This is a genomic window from Salinibacterium sp. NK8237, assembly GCF_015864955.1.
Classification (GTDB): domain Bacteria; phylum Actinomycetota; class Actinomycetes; order Actinomycetales; family Microbacteriaceae; genus Rhodoglobus.
This window is the reverse complement of the sequence record NZ_JADYWE010000001.1, coordinates 805,864-825,201: the sequence shown is the minus strand read 5'-3', so window position 1 is coordinate 825,201 and position 19,338 is coordinate 805,864. Positions and strand designations below refer to the sequence as shown.

The 19,338-nt window shown below is 59.5% G+C and carries 16 protein-coding genes; all 16 read left to right on the top strand.

Going from position 1 to position 19,338, the window contains the following annotated elements:
• The first annotated feature begins 34 nt into the window (after nt 1–34).
• The 16 genes from I6E56_RS04010 (at nt 35) to I6E56_RS03935 (ending at nt 19,265) form a co-directional block, all read left to right on the top strand.
• A complete protein-coding gene (locus I6E56_RS04010; RefSeq protein ID WP_197136205.1) occupies nt 35–1,003 on the top strand; it encodes a MoxR family ATPase in 969 nt (322 codons plus the stop codon).
• A 16-nt stretch (nt 1,004–1,019) separates the two neighbouring features.
• Nucleotides 1,020–2,387 (top strand): DUF58 domain-containing protein, encoded by a 1,368-nt coding sequence (locus I6E56_RS04005; RefSeq protein ID WP_197136204.1) that lies wholly within the window; start codon nt 1,020–1,022, stop codon nt 2,385–2,387.
• Between the two features lie 20 nt (nt 2,388–2,407).
• Nucleotides 2,408–4,792 (top strand): transglutaminase domain-containing protein, encoded by a 2,385-nt coding sequence (locus I6E56_RS04000; RefSeq protein ID WP_197136202.1) that lies wholly within the window; start codon nt 2,408–2,410, stop codon nt 4,790–4,792.
• A complete protein-coding gene (locus I6E56_RS03995) occupies nt 4,789–9,273 on the top strand; it encodes an FtsK/SpoIIIE domain-containing protein (protein ID WP_197136201.1) in 4,485 nt (1,494 codons plus the stop codon). The genes I6E56_RS04000 and I6E56_RS03995 overlap by 4 nt, the downstream gene beginning before the upstream one ends.
• A gap of 84 nt (nt 9,274–9,357) precedes the next feature.
• Nucleotides 9,358–9,699, top strand: a complete 342-nt coding sequence (locus I6E56_RS03990) for a hypothetical protein (protein ID WP_197136200.1) — start codon at nt 9,358–9,360, stop codon at nt 9,697–9,699.
• Nucleotides 9,699–10,958 (top strand): hypothetical protein, encoded by a 1,260-nt coding sequence (locus tag I6E56_RS03985; protein ID WP_197136199.1) that lies wholly within the window; start codon nt 9,699–9,701, stop codon nt 10,956–10,958. The genes I6E56_RS03990 and I6E56_RS03985 overlap by 1 nt, the downstream gene beginning before the upstream one ends.
• Nucleotides 10,959–11,011: 53 nt before the next feature.
• Nucleotides 11,012–11,827 carry a hypothetical protein gene (locus I6E56_RS03980; protein ID WP_197136198.1) on the top strand — a complete coding sequence of 272 codons (816 nt, stop codon included), beginning with the start codon at nt 11,012–11,014 and terminating at the stop codon, nt 11,825–11,827.
• A gap of 274 nt (nt 11,828–12,101) precedes the next feature.
• Entirely contained in the window at nt 12,102–12,773 is a 672-nt protein-coding gene (locus I6E56_RS03975; RefSeq protein WP_197136197.1) for a hypothetical protein, read from the top strand.
• 1,169 nt (nt 12,774–13,942) lie between these two features.
• Complete coding sequence (locus tag I6E56_RS03970) at nt 13,943–14,284, top strand: hypothetical protein (protein ID WP_197136196.1); 342 nt, start codon at nt 13,943–13,945, stop codon at nt 14,282–14,284.
• Entirely contained in the window at nt 14,281–14,952 is a 672-nt protein-coding gene (locus I6E56_RS03965; protein WP_197136195.1) for a hypothetical protein, read from the top strand. The genes I6E56_RS03970 and I6E56_RS03965 overlap by 4 nt, the downstream gene beginning before the upstream one ends.
• Nucleotides 14,949–15,521, top strand: coding sequence for a hypothetical protein (locus tag I6E56_RS03960; RefSeq protein ID WP_197136194.1), 573 nt, complete (start codon nt 14,949–14,951; stop codon nt 15,519–15,521). The genes I6E56_RS03965 and I6E56_RS03960 overlap by 4 nt, the downstream gene beginning before the upstream one ends.
• A gap of 106 nt (nt 15,522–15,627) precedes the next feature.
• Nucleotides 15,628–15,924: a WXG100 family type VII secretion target gene (locus tag I6E56_RS03955; protein ID WP_129071847.1), complete on the top strand. Its 297-nt coding sequence runs from the start codon at nt 15,628–15,630 to the stop codon at nt 15,922–15,924.
• Between the two features lie 159 nt (nt 15,925–16,083).
• Nucleotides 16,084–16,470, top strand: a complete 387-nt coding sequence (locus tag I6E56_RS03950) for a hypothetical protein (protein WP_197136192.1) — start codon at nt 16,084–16,086, stop codon at nt 16,468–16,470.
• Entirely contained in the window at nt 16,470–18,098 is a 1,629-nt protein-coding gene (locus I6E56_RS03945) for a hypothetical protein (RefSeq protein WP_197136190.1), read from the top strand. The genes I6E56_RS03950 and I6E56_RS03945 overlap by 1 nt, the downstream gene beginning before the upstream one ends.
• Entirely contained in the window at nt 18,098–18,622 is a 525-nt protein-coding gene (locus I6E56_RS03940; protein ID WP_197136188.1) for a hypothetical protein, read from the top strand. The genes I6E56_RS03945 and I6E56_RS03940 overlap by 1 nt, the downstream gene beginning before the upstream one ends.
• On the top strand, nt 18,615–19,265 hold the full coding sequence (locus tag I6E56_RS03935) for a hypothetical protein (RefSeq protein WP_197136187.1): 651 nt from the start codon (nt 18,615–18,617) through the stop codon (nt 19,263–19,265). Before I6E56_RS03940 ends, I6E56_RS03935 begins: the two co-directional genes overlap by 8 nt.
• Nucleotides 19,266–19,338: the final 73 nt, after the last annotated feature.

Here is a 19,338-nt window from a genome sequence, read left to right as displayed (position 1 = left end):
CCGGAACCCCGAGTAAGCAAAAGGACCCTTCAGAATGCCCATAAGCCAAGAGCAAGCGACCTGGTTCGCCACCGCGTTCCAGAAACTCATCAGCAACGTCGATAAGGCGATTGTGGGCAAGGACCACGTGATTCGTCTCGTGCTGACGGCCCTGATCTCTGACGGGCACGTGCTGCTGGAGGACTATCCGGGAACGGGAAAGACCGTGCTGGCAAAGGCGCTCGCTAACACCCTCGACGGCACTACGTCACGCATCCAGTTCACGCCCGACCTGCTGCCGTCGGATGTCACGGGCGTGCAAATCTATGACCAGTCGAAGGGTAAGTTCGAGTTTCATCACGGACCAATCTTTGCGTCGATCGTTCTAGCGGATGAGATCAACCGAGCCAGCCCGAAAACCCAGAGTGCGCTGCTTGAGGTGATGGAAGAAGGCGTCGTAACGATCGACGGTGAAGGTCATCCCGTCGGTGCACCGTTCTTGGTGATTGCCACCCAGAACCCTGTTGAGCAAGCCGGTACCTACAAGCTGCCCGAGGCGCAACTCGACCGCTTTCTCATCAAAACCACGTTGGGGTATCCCGATAGTAAGACGGCAGTGTCGCTATTGATGGATTCGGGAACTCGTGCTCGCGCCTCGCTCGTCTCGCCCATTATCAAACCGGAGTCGATCGTAGCGATGGCAGCGCTGGCCGCCGAGGTTTTTGTCGACGAGTCGGTCATGCAGTATCTGAACAGCATCGTCGAAGCGACGCGTAAAGACCGTGATGTCGTTCTTGGCGTGAGTATGCGTGGGGCAATGGCACTCGCCCGCGCCATTAAGACGTGGGCGATAACTCAGGGGCGCACCTATGCGACCCCCGATGATGTTAGGGATCTGGCCGTGCCGGTGCTCGCGCATCGCGTCATCCTCGACCCCGAATCTGAGTTTGCCGGGGTTGTGGCCGAAGACGTCATTCATCGCATTCTGGTCGATATCGAACCTCCCGCCTACCGCGCTTCCTAACAGCCAGCACCTCTCTATGACTACTGATTCTTCTGTGATCCCCGAGCAGCGGGCCGGAGACGAGCGCGCCTCGGCGGCGCGAACAGATTCGGGCCTCGGCTCGTCGTCACCGATGCACACCCCCGTGCCTCGGTGGCTTGCGCGCGCAGTGGAGTCAACGCGTCGTGTACTGCGTGGAACGACAGCGGTCGTTTCCCCTGCGGTGCGCGCAGTGGCCCGAGTGGTCGGCCCGATCGTTGGCGTTGTTACGCCCCTGGGCTGGTTGGTGTTGGCGCTTGCCGCTGTTTCGTTAGCACTGAGTGTCATTTTTGGGTGGCAAGAGTTCACCTTCCTCGGCACAGTGCTGCTCGCCGCGGTCGTCGTCAGTGTGGCCTTTTTGTTCGGCCGCGCGTCGTATGGGGTCGTCGTGGAATTGAACCCCCGACGTGTCGTCGTCGGCGATCGTGCCCTGGGCCGCATGGTCGTCACCAATGTTGGCTCACGAGCACTGCCTCCTATTCGAATGGAACTCCCCGTGGGCCAAGGAGTTGCCGAATTTCAACTCCCTGCCATGAAACCCAAAGACGTGCACGAAGAGCTGTTTGCAGTACCTACCGCCAAACGCGCAGTGATCGTTGCTGGTCCTGCCGAGTCAGTGCGCGGCGATCAGATCGGGTTGCTGCGCCGAGCGCTGAAGTGGGCGGATGCGGTGGATCTGTTCGTGCATCCGCGCACCGTTCGCCTTGTGCCTTCTGCTGCGGGCTTGGTGCGAGATCTCGAAGGTCAAGTATCGAACAAGATCACCAACAACGACATTGCGTTTCATGCGCTGCGGCCTTATGTGCCTGGCGATGATCGCCGTTACGTTCACTGGCGCACCTCGGCGCGGATCGGGCAGCTGATGGTGCGACAGTTTCAGGAGACGCGTCGGTCACAACTGACGATCATCCATGCATCACGCGGCGATCTTTATGCGTCTGAGGCTGAGTTTGAGCTGGCCATTTCGGTGACCGCATCGATCGCGGCGCAGGTCATTCGCGACGGAACTCAAATGAATGTGGTCAGCGAAACGGGGCTGTGGCGCACCCAGACGGTGACGTCAATGCTGGATGCCTCCTGCCGCATCGAGCCAGATGGCAATCAAGTCGACACGGTGCGCAGTTTCGCTCGCGAACAAACACGCCGTCTCCCGGCACCCAGCGTCGTCATGATTGTGGCTGGCTCGGGGATGAGTACGGCCGATTTTCGTAGTGTTCAGTCGCTCTTCGGCCAAGACACCAGTCAGGTCGCTTTTCACATCGTGGAGGGCGCTGAGCCCACAATTTCTGCTGTAGCCGGATTGACCGTGATCACGATCGGTGATCTTGCTGACCTTTCGAAGCTCGTGCGGGGGTTGGGCGGTTGAGCACAACGAAGCAGCCTTCGGTGCGACGGACCCTCAGTGCGCGAACGTGGGCCGATGTCAGCATCGTGTTGGCACTCACCATCATTGGATTGCTCGGGTTTGAGCCCTCATTTGGTGGCTATAGCTTTTTGCTGCCGGCGATCGGCGGCCTTGTTCTCGGGGCGGCCACTGGAATCGTCGCGAGCATCCTGAGAGTGAATGTTGTCACGACGATCGTGGTGGCTGTCGTGGCGTACTTCTTGTGCGGCACCGCGATTGCAGTTCCCCAGCAGGCCCCTCTCTTTGTGCTGCCCACCCTTCAATCCCTGTCGACGATTGCCATCGGTACTGTCTATGGGTGGGCAGATATCGTCACACTCCAGACTCCGATTGAGGCGCCTCAGCACATCACTGTCGTTCCCTATTTCGCGACGTGGTTGGTAGCGCTCGTCTCCACGTCGCTCGCGGTTCGTTGGTTGGCGCGGGCACGCCGTTCGGCATGGCGTTTCGGCATTGTGCTGCTTGGCCCGTTGGCGATCTATGTCGCGAGCATCCTGATCGGCACCGACGATCCTTATCAAGCTGGCATCCGAGGCGTCAGCTTTGCCGTGCTCGCCCTCCTCTGGTTGGGTTGGCATCGCACCGGCGGCGACAACATCGCGCAAGCCGGAGCCACACGGATGCGCACGCGCAAGATCGCGGGAACCGCTGTCGTGCTTGCGGCAGCCGTGCTTCTCGGTGGGGGAGCCGGCTGGTGGATCGCCCCCGCCCAGGATCAACGCTTTGTGCTGCGGGATGAGATCGAGCCGCCGTTCGACCCGCTGCAGTATCCGAGCCCTTTGGCCGGGTTCCGTCATTACACCAAGCAAGTCACAGACGATGTGTTGTTTACGGTGTCGGGTCTGAAAGCCGGCGACACGGTACGCCTCGCCACGCTTGACTCGTTTACGGGCAAGTTGTGGAATGTGACGGGGTCGGAGTCGAGCGCGGATGGCTCTGGCACGTTCAGTTTGGTGGGGCGCGAATTGCCAGCTCAGTCGTTTGTGACTCCCGAGCGTCGCACCGATGTGACCTTCACTATGGGGGAGTATGCGGATGTCTGGATGCCGAGCATCGGGTATCCGACAAATCTTGATTTCACGGCGGGATCTGCCCTCGATTCCACCGATAGCCTCCGCTACAACGCGACAACTGGCACCGCGGTGCTCACTGCTGGACTGAGCGAGGGTGACTCTTACACGATCGATGCCACGCTTCAGCAGGTAGTTTCGATCGAAGATTTGGCTGATGTGCCGGTGGCTGCTGTTGAGCTGCCTCCGGTTTCGTCTAGCCCAGACATCGTCACGTCGAAGGCTCAGGAGTATGCCGCCGATGCGACGGCGCCTGCTGCCCAACTCGAAGCGATCCGTCTCGCGTTAACGACAACGGGTTTCTTGAGTCACGGTCGAGCATCCGACACTGTTGCATCACGTGCAGGGCATGGTGCTGACCGAATCACCGACCTGCTTGAACGCAACCAGATGGTCGGCGATCAAGAGCAGTACGCCTCGGCATTCGCCCTGATGGCGCGCAGCTTCGGGTACCCAGCGCGCGTAGTTATGGGCTTTGCGCCAGAGATCGTTGACGGTCAGACTGCCGAAGTCACCGGCGGCGATGTCACGGCGTGGGTCGAGGTTGCGTTCGACGATGTGGGGTGGGTTGTTTTCGATCCGACACCGGATGAGACCGATATTCCTCAAGATCAGACGCCGAAACCGCAGAGCGAGCCTCAACCTCAAGTGCGCCAACCACCACGTGTTGAGGCGGATGCCGAAGACCTGCTGACGCCGGTTGAGTTGGAGGAGAGCGACGAAGACGATGAGGGAGTTGCCTTCTCGATTCCGGGATGGGTATATGCGGTAGGCCTCAGCCTGTTGATTCCGGCAATGATCATTTTCATGCCGCTACTGATCATCGGACTCTACAAACTTCGCCGGGCGCGGCGCCGTCGTGACGCCAAGGCAGCTCACGATCAGGTCGCTGGTGCGTGGGAAGAGCTCGTCGATCAATATTCAGAGCTCGGGTACGACGTTCCCCAGAAAGCAACCCGCGTGATGGTCGCTGAAAGTCTCGAAAACCAAATCGGTGGAGAACACCGAGCGTTCGTGGAGCACGCGAACAGCCCGACCGAGGGAGCGGCGGACACCACCGCCGAGCCCAGTCAAGTGACAACACTGCGACCAATCGCCGTATTGACTGACGACGCCGTGTTCTCCGGCCAAGAGATCTCAGCGGAACGCAGTGACGAAGCGTGGTCGACCACGACAGCAGCGATCGAAGCTGGCCGGGCTGGCCTCACGAAGCGACGCCGAATTGTTAGTCGCTACCGCATCCGTTCGGCCAGAGATTGGGCCTCAAGAATCTCAACGAAGAGAGAAGACTCGTGAAACTGAAACTCACTCTCAACAGGGCGACACAGCCTGACGACGACATCGTGATCACCACGGATGCGGCCGCGAGTGTGTCTGACATTGCGTCAACAATCGCTCGGGTCGATCCCGTGCGTGCGGGCGCGATAGCCGATGATCGCCCGCTCACTCTTCGTGCAGCGCTGCCGGGGCGCGACGAGTGGTTGGTCTTACAACCGGATGCGGCGATCGGTGAGGCGTGGGTCGGCTCGGGCGCCAAGGTAGAGCTCGCCGATGCCGGAGTATATTTCTCGGCCAATGGTGCGGGAGATTCCCCCCAGGTCGCGCGAGTTCGAGTGCTGAGTGGTCCGGATGTCGGCAAAGAGTTTGCCCTGCGCGAGGGCTCCACGACGTTGGGGCGCGACTCTTCCTGTGACGTCGTGCTCAACGATCCTTTGGTCTCCAAACGTCACGTTCGTCTGGAAGTGTCGAACGTTGTCGAGGTGGTCGATCTTGGCTCTGCAAACGGCGTCGTAGTCGATGGCGGATTAGTTCCCCGGCTCGTCGTCGCGGAATCTGAAGTCGTGATGGTGGGGGATTCTGAACTTCAGATCACAGTGGCAGAATCTGTGGCGTCGAAAGGCCTGGTGCAGCGGCCGGGTCCTGTGATGTTTAACCGTTCGCCCCGGGTCGAGACTCGTTACCCCGGCCGTACCTTCTCTGCCCCGGAGGTGCCGTCGGAGAAAGATGACGCGACGTTCCCGTGGTTGGCGATGGTTGCGCCCGTGTTGCTGGGTGTAAGTATGTGGTTGATCTTTGACCGCCCAGCTGCTCTTCTTTTCGTCTTGATGTCCCCGATGATGTTGATCGGTAACTACTTCATGAACAAGTCGAAGAACAAACGAAGTTTGAAGAAAGCGATCGCCAAATTCGACATGCATTTGGAGACCCTGTCGGAGCAACTAGCAGCGGAGAAAGTGACCGAGCGAGCTGCACGCCTTGCGGAGTCTCCGTCGACAGCGGAGATGCTTGATCAGGCGATGCGTCGCGGTCCTCTTACGTGGACGCGCCGGGCCGAGCATTGGTCGTTCTTGAATATCCGACTGGGTGTCGGAACAATGCGGTCCCGAAACGTTGTTGATTCCGCTTCGCGCGGTGATCTCTTGCCCGAGTTTCAGGAGCGCCTCGATGTCGTCATTTCAGATCATGAGCGTGTTTCCGGCGTACCGATTGTTGACAACTTGTTTGACTCGGGGGCGCTTGGCGTAGCCGGTGAGCTCGCTGACACCGTGGGAGCCGTGAACGGTCTGGTTGTACAACTGACGGCACTTCATTCTCCTGCTGAACTGGTTGTTGCTGCGTTGGTGACTCCGCAGTGGTCGCGGGAGTTGGGTTGGTTGAAATGGATGCCTCACACCTCGTCTCCACAGAGTCCGCTCGAAGGAAGCCATCTCGCTGACAGTTCGTCTAGTTCTGTGGTGTTGCTGTCGGCGCTCGAAGAAGTGGTGGATCAGCGGCTCAAGGATGCCAAGGCACGTCGTCGTGGGGCCATGGAGCAGCGTCGAGCCGCATTGGAACGAGGTGCTGAGGTCGGCGAAAATGCGTCGGAGGAGGGCACCAAGTCTCCGGTTCCCGCAATTGTGGTGCTCATCTCCAACGACGTAGCGGTAGATCGGGCCAGAATTGTTCAGTTGGCAGAACGAGGTGCTGATGCCGGTGTGTTCCCCGTGTGGATGGCAACAACCGTCAACGAGCTTCCCGCGGTCTGCCGCACCTATCTGCATGTTCTCGCGGATGCGCCCTATGCAACCGCTGGTCTCGTGCGCTTGGGCGAGGTGATTACCGATGTTGAAGTAGAGCTCGTAGGCGCGGATGCCGCGTTGGAGTTTGCTCGCAGAATGGCGCCAGTCGTTGATGCTGGAGCGGTCGTCGTCGACGATAGTGATCTGCCGCGATCGATTTCGCTGGTGACGGTACTAGGTCATGAGCTGGTTGAGGCCAGTGATGCGGTTGTCGACAGGTGGCGCCAGAACGAGTCGATTCACGATCGAACTCCTGGCGTTAGCCCTAGCAAGCGTCGACCGGGCAAGTTGCGGGCCACCGTGGGAAGCGCGGGGATCGATTCGATGCATCTCGATTTGCGTACGCAGGGCCCACACGCTCTGGTGGGCGGAACAACGGGTTCCGGCAAGAGCGAGTTTTTGCAGGCGTGGGTTTTGGGAATGGCTGCCGAGTACAGCCCCGATCGAGTATCTTTCCTCTTTATCGACTACAAGGGTGGTGCCGCGTTCGCCGACTGCGTGAGCTTGCCGCACTGTGTTGGTTTGGTCACCGACTTGAGCCCTCATCTCGTCCGTCGCGCGTTGACAAGTTTGAGAGCAGAGCTTCATTTCAGAGAGCACCTGCTTGTCCGCAAGAAAGCGAAAGACCTTCTGGAGCTGGAGAAACGTGGCGACCCGGAGAGCCCGCCAGCTCTCGTGCTGGTGATCGACGAGTTCGCTGCTCTCGTGGGTGAGGTGCCTGAGTTTGTGGACGGTGTAGTCGACATCGCTCAGCGGGGGCGCTCGCTGGGGATCCACCTCATCATGGCAACGCAACGTCCGGCAGGTGTGATCAAAGACAATCTGCGCGCTAACACCAACCTTCGAGTGGCGTTGCGTATGGCGGACGAGTCGGACAGCAGTGATGTCATCGGCACAAAATCTGCCGCACACTTTGACCCGTCCATTCCTGGTCGAGGCATTGCCAAGACAGGCCCAGGCCGCTTGCAGCAATTCCAATCCGGGTATGCCGGCGGTTGGACCTCGCGTGAACCAGAACGTCCGAGTGTCGATGTCGCTGAACTGCGATTCGGCGGTGACGCACCGTGGGAAGAACCGCGAGTTGCGGCCGTTGAGGAGTCACGCGATTTGGGCCCCACCGATCAACAACGACTGGTGTCATCGATTGTTGCTGCCGCATCCTCGGCAAATATTCCGGCGCCGCGACGCCCCTGGCTTGATGAGATCGCATCCGTCTACGATTTGTCGCTGCTTCGTCAACGGACCGACCGCGAATTGCTGATCGGCGTTGCTGATCTACCCACTAAACAGCAACAATTGCCGGTGTATTTCTTGCCAGACGTAGACGGCCATATTGCCATTTATGGAACTGGTGGGTCGGGTAAGAGCACTGCGTTGCGCACGTTAGCGAACGCCGCGGCGATCACCCCACGAGGTGGACCCGTCGAGGTCTACGGTCTCGATTTCAGTACCGGCAGTTTGCGGATGCTGGAGTCGTTGCCGCATGTTGGTTCCATTATTAACGGGGATGATTCAGAGCGGGTTATCCGATTATTCCGCTACTTGAAGGCGCAGCTGGAATCGCGTGCCCCTCGGTATGCGGCGGCGAACGCATCGAGCATCACCGACTACCGCACTTTGGCCAACTCGCCGGCAGAGCGGCGCGTGCTATTACTGATCGACGGCTTCCCGTCGTTTCGTGAGGACTGGGAAGTGGCTAGTGGCCGGTCGGTCTGGTACGACGTGTTCAAGGACATTCTGAGCGATGGCCGCCAGTTGGGCATCCACGTGGCGTTCACTGCTGATCGTCCGGGCGCTGTTCCCTCATCGGTGGGGGCGAGCATCCAGCGTCGCGTTATTCTGCGATTAGCGGATGACACGGGCTACAGCTTGCTTGACGCGCCGAGCGACATCTTGAGCGCCTCGTCGCCGCCCGGCCGCGCGATTGTCGACGGGCGAGAGACGCAAGTCGCTGTTCTTGGCGGGTCGGTTTCGATGACAGAACAATCTGCAGCCGCGGAGAAGTTGGCGCAGTCGATGCTGCGCGCGGGAGTGACTCCGGTCGACCCAATCCGAGCGTTGCCGAAGGAATACTCCGCATCGTCGCTTCCGGATCGTGTCGACACCAAGGTTACGCTCGGCGTCAGCGATGAGGCCTTGGAAGCAGTCGGTTTAGAGCCGGCAGGAACGCTTCTGATCTCTGGTCCACCCGCGAGTGGGCGAAGCAATGCGCTCCAGTGGCTCGCCTGCTCGGTCGCTCGTTATGACACGACTGCCCGCCGTTACTATCTCGGTAACGCTCGCTCGGGCTTGGCCGGGGCGCTCGAATGGACGAGCGCGGCGACAACGGTGGAACAGGTCGCGGCGCTGGCGAAGGATCTTTCTGCCGCAGTCAGCGATCCGGAAACCGAGGGCACGATCTCTGTCTTCATCGAGAACATTTCTGACTTCTTGCAGACTCCCGCTGATGCCGCGATCGTCGAATTGGTCAAGGCGGTTAAGCGCAGCGAGCATTTGCTCGTAGCCGAGGCAGAGACAACGTCGTGGAACGCCTCATGGCCGCTGTTCGCCGAAATCAAAAACGCGAGACGGGGACTGCTGTTGCAGCCCGACTCGATCGAGGGCGACATTCTGCTCAAGACACCGCTTCCGCGCGGCAGTCGCAGTGAGTTCCCTGCTGGCCGGGGAATGTTCATTGCGCGCGGCAAGGTATCTCGTGTGCAGCTTCCGCTGCTGTGAGAGCGCGATGGGCAGCGCTCCCCATCGCTTTAGTGGGATTGCCTCAAGTATTGTCACAGTTAGCGCTTACGAAGGGACCTCATCATGGCAGCCGACCAGCTCATTGTCGACACCGATCTGCTTCGGGCGACGGCGATTCAGGTTGCGCGCGTCAGCGCGACTTTCACACGATCAAGTCAAGACATCGATGACGTTGCTGCGGCGGTCGGGCACGCCGGTCTTGCCAATAAGGTGCGTGGCTTTGTGAACAACTGGGACTTCCGCCGCAGTGAGCTAGTCGAGCAGCTCGACACGATTCGGGACAACATGACTGAGGTAGCAGATGGCTTTGAGTCGGCTGACTGTGAATTGGGCAAGGCTCTTACTGATCCGCAACCTAGTTCCGCGAGTAGCGGTGCGGCTCGGGTGAACCGGGGGATGGTGTGATGCGGCCGTCTGATTGGGCACCTGTCGGTTTCGATCACGACCCGGTTCCGGGCGATCCAACGGTGGTGAGTTCGGCGGCCTCGGATTACGCGACGATCGCTACCACTTTAGAGGACGCGGCAACCAACCTTCGCGGCATCGCAGGAGCCGACGAGTGCGTTAGCGAGGCGGTCGCGGCCATCATGCAGCAGGCCGAGGAGGTTGCGGCGCGGCTCGATAAGGCTCAGGCGCGCTACGAAGGAGTAGCAGCGGCGCTGAGCACTTATGCGGGACCGCTTCGCGAGGCCCAAACCTGGTCCGTCGATGCTCTGGATGCTGCCATAGTCGCGCGATCGGCGACAAACGCATCCGTGGAGGACGCTGAATTGTATGAAGCTCGGCTTCGTGAGCCCGATTTGTCACCGGAGCTGGAGTCGTACTACGAACAGCGCCGGACCGAAGTGTATGCGGAGCTTCAATCGCACGATGGTGCGCTCGAGAACGCGATCGCGAGACTTCAAAGCGCAATCGAGCACCGAGATTCTGCTGCCGCTACTGCATCATCCTCCATCCACGACGTTGAGGAGAGCAGCGGCCTGAACGACTCGTTTTGGGACAACACCGTTCAGTTCATCCGGGAGAACGAGACGGTAATCGACAACGTGGTGCTCGTCATAGGTCTAGTCGGTTCGATAGCGATGCTCGTGGTGTTGTTCATCCCCGGACTTAACTTGATTGCTCTAGCGGTCTTGTTTTCGATAGTTGCCGTTGCGACCCTCGTCGAGGTGGCGAATGCTGCGCTTCAAGGCGCGGCCGGAACGAAGTCGCTGGTCGAAGTCGTTGCCAGCCTCGTATTGGCAGTTGTTACGTTTACTGGCGTGGGGTTGGCCGCGAGGTCCGCGATCGCTGCCACGAAGTCGACTGTTGGCCTCGCGCTGAAGATGAGCCACGTGTCGAAAGGGATAGGAGTTGACCTCGGTGTTACCGAGGCTCGAGTTCTCGCAGAAGGCTCTAAGGCAATCTCCGGGACAAGAACTCTCGCTCAACATTTGCGCACAGCAATCGTAGGCAAGCATGCTGTGCAACTCGAGGCAATGGCGAACGTCCCGATGATTTCCGCAGCACTCGCCACGGGTAGCCACATCGCTACGACTAATTTCAAACATGTTGTTGTGGCAACGGAAGCTGTGAACAATCTTTTCTTGCCGCTCGCAAACCTGATTCCGCAAGTCGAGTCAGCCTTCGAGCCCTCGGGTTGGCGGTGGGGCGACAATTGGTAGGGAAGAAGAAGCTCCCCTCGCATTTAGCGCAGCAACGCAGATTTAGCGTGCGTGTGAAGATGTTTCTGGCGTTCTGTGGCGTATTCATTGGCAGCCTCTTCGTCTGGGGGATTGCCAACGAATTCGTACGTCTAGGGATATGGCCTACAGCGCTGATTGATGCTTGTGATAGAAGCCTCGTCTGCATCGCGGCGACGGTGGGCACCAACGCGATACCGATCTGGACCGCAGCCTTATGGCTGCTCGGCGTCGTCGCATTGCTTGTCGTGGGGATGAAAAAAGGAGCATCTTCTGGCGCCAAGAAAACTGTGGCGCAGCTCAACGCACCCGTGAAGACACCCGAGGATCAACGCATAGCGCTTGCTGTAGGACGAACGCTCATGGTTTCCACCATCGGATTCTCTACCCTTCTTCTCGTGGTTCCTGCTGCCGCCGGGCTGGTGGCGGCAGCAACGTGGTCGCAAGCAGACATCAGTCGCTGTACTGCCGATGAGTTGTGCGCGATCTCCCTGCTGCCCTCCAACGCATTGCCCGTGTGGGTAGCGTTTGCATGGGCGACGGTAATCTTGGTGTCGCTCTTAATTTGCTGGAAGCCGGCGCGGTGGTGGGTTGCGCCGGGTCGAGGTAAAAAGCGACCTAGGGTGTTCCCTTACACATCACCGTTCTGGATCCGGTACCACGCCATCGCATTGGTTCTCGTAGCTGCACGGTGCAGTCTTGGAATTGTGTGGCGCGATAACAGCGTGACCGCTCTCGAGTATTTGTGGGTCGTTGTATTGGGCGCGACGATAATTGCGTTAAGCACGCTCAGCATTGGTTTGCGCGGGCTTCAGGGGCCCGCGGAGTGGCCCTCTAGGAAAACCCCATGACCCGCCCCGTCCGCGGAAGGACCACGATGAGTCCCGCAATGCGCAGCGTGAAAATTCCCATTGGTTCCCTGCGGGTACGTCACTCTTGACTACCCGGCGATCAAATCTGGATCGAAATATTCGCACGAGCCGCAGGACGTTCTACGCTGTCGCGGCGGTAATTCTTATCGCTGGAAGCAGTGCGACCGTGTGGTCTACCTTGCGGGGTCTTGCGCTCGCCTCCCTATGGCCATCCGAGCAGCTTCAAGGTTGCGGAAGTGACTTGGGCTGCGCGGTGTCGGCAGTTGCAACTGACGGTGTCTTGGTCTGGGGTAGTGCGTTGTGGCTCATCGCCATCATCGCCATCATCGTGATCGGGCTCGTGAGTAGGCATTTGCCGATGCCCGCAGATGGGCTAAAAGTGGTGCACAAAAGAAAGGTTGCGCCGAAAGGTAGCCGCGATCAGAAGATTGCTTTTGCAGTCGGTTGGACGCTTGTCACGTCAACCCTCACTTTCATGTTCGCGCTGTTCTTCGTGCCGCCGATCATGGCTCTTGTGGCGCTGTTCTCGTGGCCGCAGTCGCGTATCGACAATTGTGAGGAAGACCCGCTGTGCGTGATCTCGATCTTGGACAAAAACGCGCTCCCTGTCTGGGTGGCGTTCTTGTGGGTTGCGATTGTCGTTGCCGCGATGGTGATTTGCTGGAAACCTGCGCGATGGTGCTCACCTCCCACTAGCGAAGCACGACGTGCCAAAGTGCGGCCGTACACGTCGCCGTTTTGGATTCGAACTTACGCGATAATCATCGGACTTGTTGCACTGCTCTCCATCACCGGGCTAGACACGGACCTCGACGATGTCTACTCATTGGAGTACGTGTGGGTGGTATTAGCCGCCGGCACGATTGTGGCTATAACGATGGTTAACATTCGCATCCATGGTGTAAAGGGGCCGGGGGAATGGTGATGGGTTCGACGACACGGTTAGCGTTAACGGGCGTCAGCGGCGTGCGACCCGACGGCATGCCAAGCTCCCGTGCTCAGTTGTCGAGCGTGACGGAGTTTTTGATTGTTCGGCGGGCGAGGCAGCGCGGGCTGCACCCACGGTCAAAGGGTGTCCACGATGGCGGGTAGAAAGACGCAGGCTTCACCGGCGAACGGTCTAGAGGCTCGCAAACTCGGCGGTGGCCGGTGAAAGTAGAACAGCCTCCGCTCAATGCGCTCAGACGCCTCCTGCGTGAGCATCTGGGAGTCATCTTGCTTGGCGTCGCAGGGGCGATCGCGCTGCCGTTTGCAACAGCGGCCCTTGCGCAGTCCTTAGTGAGGGAAGGGTATTGGCCGGTCACGGGTATTGCTGGTTGTGAGGGTGACCTCGGGTGTACTGCGTCTGTGGTGCTGACTGATGGAGCACTGGTATTGATCGGGGGGTTGTGGGGGCTGGCCATCGCAGCTGTGCTGCTCTTGAACGTCGTTTTTCCTCCTCCGAAGGACGAGATGAGGACTGTCGAGCGGGTCCGTGCGGAGGCGAGAACTGCGAGGGGGCAACGCATTGCGCTGAGAGCCGGGCGCATGCTCGTTTTTTCCGCTGTCGGTTTTACAATTGTATTACTGGCCGGATCTGCAACCGGCAGGATTATCGCGAGGGCGACGTGGCCAGAGCGCGAAATCGAGCGGTGCGAGGAAGCTATTGCCTGTGTGGTGTCGATCCTCCCGCACAACGCATTGCCTGTCTGGTTCGCCTTCGGCTGGCTCGCTATCGTGATCGCAGCGACGGTGATTTGTTGGAAACCAGTCCGTTGGTGGGCACCTAGTTCTGCCGGTGAGTCTCGCGCTCGGGGACAGTTCTATACTTCTCCGTTTTGGATCGCCAGACACGCGAACACCGTGGCAGTGGTCTCCTGGATCTGCCTACTCGGAGTTTTCGATCGAGGGCAGCCAATTTTGGCCCTCGAATATATCTGGGTGATTCTCGCCGCTTTCACACTTTTCGCTGTCGCCACGCTGAGTAAACGCATTCATCGAGTTCATGGTCCCAGTGAGTGGATCCTGAGGTGAAGGCTGAGGAGGCCTCTGTCGCGGTAGCCGGGGCGAGCAGAGCAAAGGACGTCTCGCGGCGGGAGCGTTTGAGGCGTCTCGGTGGCAACGACACTCGCGGCCAGCGTCGTTGCGCTCGCCACGTGGTCCGACGCAGAGATCGAACGGTGCGAAGTAGATCGCGCATGCGTGCTCTCCACTCTTTCGGAGAACGCTTTGCCGGTCTGGTTCGCGGTCGCTTGGGCTCTGATCGTGGCTATAGCGATGGTGATCGCGCTAATCTCGGTGCAATGCGCGCTAGGCGTGGTCTCGCGCGATAACGATGTTTATGCGCTCGAGTATCTGTGGGTGGCGCTGGCCGCAGGAACCATTGCGGCGATCGCGACAATAAGCATCCGGATTCACAAATTAGGTGGCACTGCAGAATGGAACGTTTCGCGATGACAGATCTCACGCCGCCCGCCAACGATGGAACCACCACGAACGCTCTGCCTCGATCGGCGGCGCCGCGAATCGCAGTGCTTCTGCCTCCGGGATGGGTCGTGCTGCACATGGATGCGCGCGCCTCTGACGAGGTGAAGAGCATCGTGACTCACGTCATGCAGACAGTCGCGCCCGATAAACGTGACCTCGCACGTGCGCGACTGAGGGCGATGCTGCAGAATCTTGTGGCAAAGTCTCAAGACTCGGGCGTGTGGGAAGTGTGGTTGCCGATTAGCGAGACTGCGGGCATCCATATTCCTGCCTCTGTTGCGGTCGCTCCGCTGCCGAAACAACCGGCTGCTGGGGGGACAGTGCACGACACGCTTCTGTCGCTGTCGGCGGCTTCAGCGGGGTCGCGTGCTGTCACTGTGGGCGGAGTCTTGGCTGTGCGCGTGGTCGCCGATCGCCTCGCGCACTACGACGAGGCGGGCGAACTCACTGCTCCCGCAACCCGGTTAGTTAACTACATCGTCAGCCCCACCTCTCCAGGACAGCCGTGGATAACCTTCACTGCCAGTCTCTTTGTTCCTGGAACTTCCGACTCCGCCGAGATCGTCGAAGCTCTTGAATTTCTCTGTGACGCTCTGATGTCGAGTGTCTCGTTCTCATCGAAGGAGTCCGCCGAATGAGCGTTTTTGTCCGATACCCCGACGATTGGATCGGCGTTCCTCCCTGCGGGCCGCTTGAGGAATACAGCACGCCTCGGGTGTGGGCGCAGGCTTTGGTCGACGAGGTTGTCGAGATCGCGCGTGTAAAACTCTCTGGCGACGAATCGGAGGCATTGGTCGGCGCACTTTCGCTGATCGCCACCGACACTGCCGCGCGCGGAGTGCAAGCCAGCTACATCTTTCTGGAGTCCTTCAACGGGCCTGTGCACTATGTGGAGGGGGAGATGATCCCGCGATCCGCAGTGGGCGACGCTCCTGTTGAAGAGATAGCGGGAAGCCGCGACCCCGATGTCATTCGCGAGCCCACACTCACCGAGATTGTGACGACCTCGGGACTGCGGGGTGTGCTCTGCGTGCGTCACGCGCCGTTCGACGAGGAAGCTTCTCACATCGTCACGTTGCGGGCTACGTACGCCTTCGAAGTTGAGGGAGGGTTCTTTGTGCTGAGAAACGCGACAACGGATCTGGTTGGATTCGAACGCTTTCGCGAGCATTTCTCTGAGCTCGCTGCTACTGTTTCTGAAGAATAGTCACACGTGGGGAGACCTACCCATGTGCAATTTCGTAGGCAGTCGTTACTGTCTAAATGGGGTTGAGGTCGACCGGCCCACCACACACGTGAACTGAGGAGTAGCTATGGCGAACATGAACGTAACTTATTCAGAAATGACGGATGCCGCGGGTCGTCTGATCTCCGGCAAGGACGAACTCATCACGAAGCTGACTGAGCTTCAGACGCTCGTTAACGGTCTCGTAGAGAGTGGCTTTGTCACCGACTCGGCGTCGGGTGCGTTCCAGGTCTCCTACGAAACCTTTACGCAGGGCACCACTCAGGCTGTCACCGGTTTGGACGGCATGAGCACGTTCCTCACCACCGCCGCTGACCAGCTTTCGCAGGTTGACACCGAGCTGGGTAACGCAATTCGCGGATAGTCCCCCTCGAGGCACTCTGAGATGTGAGGCCGCAACGGTTGTTCCGTTGCGGCCCTCTTATCGCCTCCTGCTGTGACGTTCGAGTGCATGCATGTACGCATGCGTGCGTGCGCGCTTGAGCAGCAGCTAGCTTAAGGACCTGCAAAGGAAAGGAATGCCATGGCGGATCTTGAGATCGACTTTGCCAAGCTGACTGAACTGCAGTCGACAATGGCCACGGTGCAGACGGAATTTGGGCTGGCAGAAGCGTTCAGTGAGGCTGTAGCTGAACTGTGTGGCCATGATGGTTTGGCCGGCACAGTAAAAGATTTCGGTTCGCAATGGAACCTTCGCCGAGCAGAGCTCATCACGGAGCTCAGCCAGATCGCAGGGGCTGTCCAGAGCGTGCACGACACGATGAGGGAGCTTGACCAGTCGTTGGCCGAGACCGTCGAGTCGTATCGGTCGCCGGCGGCGCTGCGTGCCTATCGTTCAGAGCCCCTGCCCACGCCCATACCGACCCCCGCACCTCCCCTCATGAATTCCTCACGCAATGGAGGGGGGTGATGTCTGATCTTCTCGCCCTCCCGGGTGACCCAACAGCTCTCGCCTCGTATGGCAAGCGGTACCTGACCATTGCCGATGCAATCACAGACACCACCCTGAGACTCAACAATTTCGCTTCGGATGTTGCTGGCGCGGGCGAGGCGGTTACGGCTTTGTCCGAGCGTTCGTCGAGCGCGGCAGCGCGGCTAGCCAGAGCTCAGCCTCGTTATGGTGCGACAGCGCAGGCGCTCTCTGTATATGCGGTGAGCCTGCGTGAGGCGCAAGACGCCGCTAGCAATGCCATCGAGTTGGCTGACGCGGCCGCGGCTGAATTGCCGTATTATGAGAATCTTCGTTCAGATCTTTCCAATCGACTCTACGGGCCGCAAACCGGAACAGAGTACGAACAGGTCTCATCGCAGCTCCGTCAGGCTCAGAGCCATGTCGATGAACTCGATGCTGGTGTGGTGGATGCTCGCGCAGCCTACGAACGTGCCGCCAACTATCGTGACGAAGCCGCCCGGCTCGCAATCGCGGCGATCGAGCCTGCGCTTGAAGCAATGAACGACACGCTGCGCGATCATGTCTCGTCGTGGGTCGAATCGCTCCCTGGTGGCGAGAGCATCCTCGGTCAGTGGCTGACCGATGTTCTGTCAGGGGTGCTAGAACCGCTCCAAGCGCTCGTAATGGCAGTGGTGGAGCTCACGGTCTGGGTGAACACTGTCGTCGCTTTGTTCTGGGAAATTTTGGCCAATCTTCCGCCCGAAAAGGCGCTGTTGCAGGTGTTGATGCCAGGGGTTGTGCTCGCGCACGCAGTCGGACTCTCGGCCCTGCTAGCGATCCGCCTCTCAAACGAAGAGCGTCGTCCCACGCCCGAGATGGTGCGGCGCCCACCGCAGGAGCAGAAGCCGGCGCGCGACTACGAAGATCTCATGACGCGCAACGCGAAGCTGGACGGCGAAGGCATGGCTGACTCAACCGTCGTCGAAATCGTCGAGATCCTCGACGAGCACGGAAACCGTCTCGGGTGGCGCGTTCTGCTGCCGAGCACCCAGGACTGGCAAGAAGTTAATGGCGCTTTTGAGGGGGCATGGAAGCCTCAAGGTGATCAGGGCGCGATGAATGATCTCGATTCCAATCTCTCATTGATGCTCGCTCCGACCCAGCAAGCGGCCTACGAGCGTGCCGTAACCCAGGCGATGATGGACGCGGGTGTACTTCCGGGCGATCCGGTAATGATGAGCGGATGGAGCCAGGGCGGCATTCTGGCAGGAAAAATGGCAGCAGACCCACTGAGCCCCTTCAACATTCAAGCCGTTTTCACGTCAGGTTCTCCGATCGACCTGATGGACATTCCCGAGAGTGTGTCCGTTATATCCGTGCAGCACGAGGGCGACTTTGTTCCAACTTTGGACTCGCCTTGGTCGGGAGGCACCCAGCGACCACACTGGGTGACCGTAAGCACGGATGCTCCCATCGACCCCGCCACCGGAAAACCCGTATTTGCGCATAGCTCCTCTGCTTACACGGGGTCGGCCGATGCGATGGTCGACAGCAGCAGCGACCCGCGGGTGTTAGCTCAGAAACAAGAACAGGCAATGTTCTTCTCCGAATACGAGCGCGTTTTTATATACGAGGGGTCAGAGTGATGACGGTTCAGCAGCGGACAAGTGGTGTCGCGAGGCGGATGCGCCTGAGCGCTGCCGCTCTCGTCGCAGTTCTGGCGGTAGCGATGCTTACGGCCTGTGGGTTGATTTACACAGGGCCATCGGAGGAGGAGCAAAACGATGATGTGCGCGCCGCGCTGATGGAGGCGGTCCCGACAATAACGGGTGTGCTCGGAGGGTCCTACTACGACGGTCCTCGGCAGGTCTACTCGGTCAAAATTTACGTTTCAGAGTTGCCCGAAGACGAGTTGCCTCTAGTGGTGGATGAAGCGCTCAAGGCGGTGTGGCGATCGTTATCTTTCAGCCCAGCCCATATCGCGTTGTCCGTTGCGGAGGGTCCGATGCCGCCGGATGCGTCAACGTTAACGGAGGATGGCTACGACTTAGGCCCAGTGATCGACGAACTCGGCTTGCTCGGCGCCAAAGATACCTTCACAAGCCTGATCGCTCCCGCGTCCACGCTCGAGGCCCGTTACGGCGAATGGAGCGAGCCGAACGATGATTGACCTTCAGCTGGCTCAGAAGTCCTTACCCGAGTTGAAGTTCGCTTTGCCAGGGGAGTGGTGGCAGGTGCCGCTGCACGATGAAGAGTCGGCGCGGGCATCCATTCGTCGGCTCATCGACGCGCGAGTAGGGAGAGCAGACGAACACTCGCTGTTGAGAGATGGCATGCGGCGTCAGCTCTTCGATGGTCTCGCGGCCGCGATTGAGGGCGACGGCCAGTCGATGACAGTCGCACTCGATGTGATCGAAGGCGTGCCGTTCTCGGCATCGTTCACTCTGTACCTTCCGCCGCTCGGAATGACACCCGCTGTCGGAACCGCCCCTGCCGAAGTGATGCGCGTTCTTGAGGCTGGGATTGCCGCAATGCCTGACCTGCACCCCGAGACCGTGGCGCGTTTCGCTACGACAGACTCAGAGGTGCTCCGTACGCACCACATTCGGCAGGTCGCCGCCGCAGACGAAGATGACGCTGGAGACGCGCTGCCGACGCTCGTGGCGCAGTACTGGCTGACGATTCCTGAGACGAAGCGCGTTATTCTCGTCGTCTTCTCAACCGTATTCGTCGACCTCGAACAGGTCATGCTCGACTTCTTCGACTCCATCGTTCGTGCCTCGCGCTGGGAAGATCAGGACTCAAGTACCTAGTCAGCACCGGCTGCGCTGCAGGCAGTCAACGTTGCCGAGAAGGCGAAGGCGCTGTTTCGCGTACCCGGAGTAA

Excerpts from the sequence above, each read along its gene's own strand:
- I6E56_RS03955 (WP_129071847.1), top strand. The coding sequence starts at position 15,628 with ATGGCGAACATGAACGTAACTTATTCAGAAATGACGGATGCCGCGGGT.
- I6E56_RS03935 (WP_197136187.1), top strand. The coding sequence starts at position 18,615 with ATGATTGACCTTCAGCTGGCTCAGAAGTCCTTACCCGAGTTGAAGTTC.
- I6E56_RS03960 (WP_197136194.1), top strand. The coding sequence starts at position 14,949 with ATGAGCGTTTTTGTCCGATACCCCGACGATTGGATCGGCGTTCCTCCC.
- I6E56_RS03940 (WP_197136188.1), top strand. The coding sequence starts at position 18,098 with ATGACGGTTCAGCAGCGGACAAGTGGTGTCGCGAGGCGGATGCGCCTG.
- I6E56_RS04005 (WP_197136204.1), top strand. The coding sequence starts at position 1,020 with ATGACTACTGATTCTTCTGTGATCCCCGAGCAGCGGGCCGGAGACGAG.
- I6E56_RS03945 (WP_197136190.1), top strand. The coding sequence starts at position 16,470 with ATGTCTGATCTTCTCGCCCTCCCGGGTGACCCAACAGCTCTCGCCTCG.
- I6E56_RS03950 (WP_197136192.1), top strand. The coding sequence starts at position 16,084 with ATGGCGGATCTTGAGATCGACTTTGCCAAGCTGACTGAACTGCAGTCG.
- I6E56_RS03965 (WP_197136195.1), top strand. The coding sequence starts at position 14,281 with ATGACAGATCTCACGCCGCCCGCCAACGATGGAACCACCACGAACGCT.
- I6E56_RS04010 (WP_197136205.1), top strand. The coding sequence starts at position 35 with ATGCCCATAAGCCAAGAGCAAGCGACCTGGTTCGCCACCGCGTTCCAG.
- I6E56_RS03985 (WP_197136199.1), top strand. The coding sequence starts at position 9,699 with ATGCGGCCGTCTGATTGGGCACCTGTCGGTTTCGATCACGACCCGGTT.
- I6E56_RS03990 (WP_197136200.1), top strand. The coding sequence starts at position 9,358 with ATGGCAGCCGACCAGCTCATTGTCGACACCGATCTGCTTCGGGCGACG.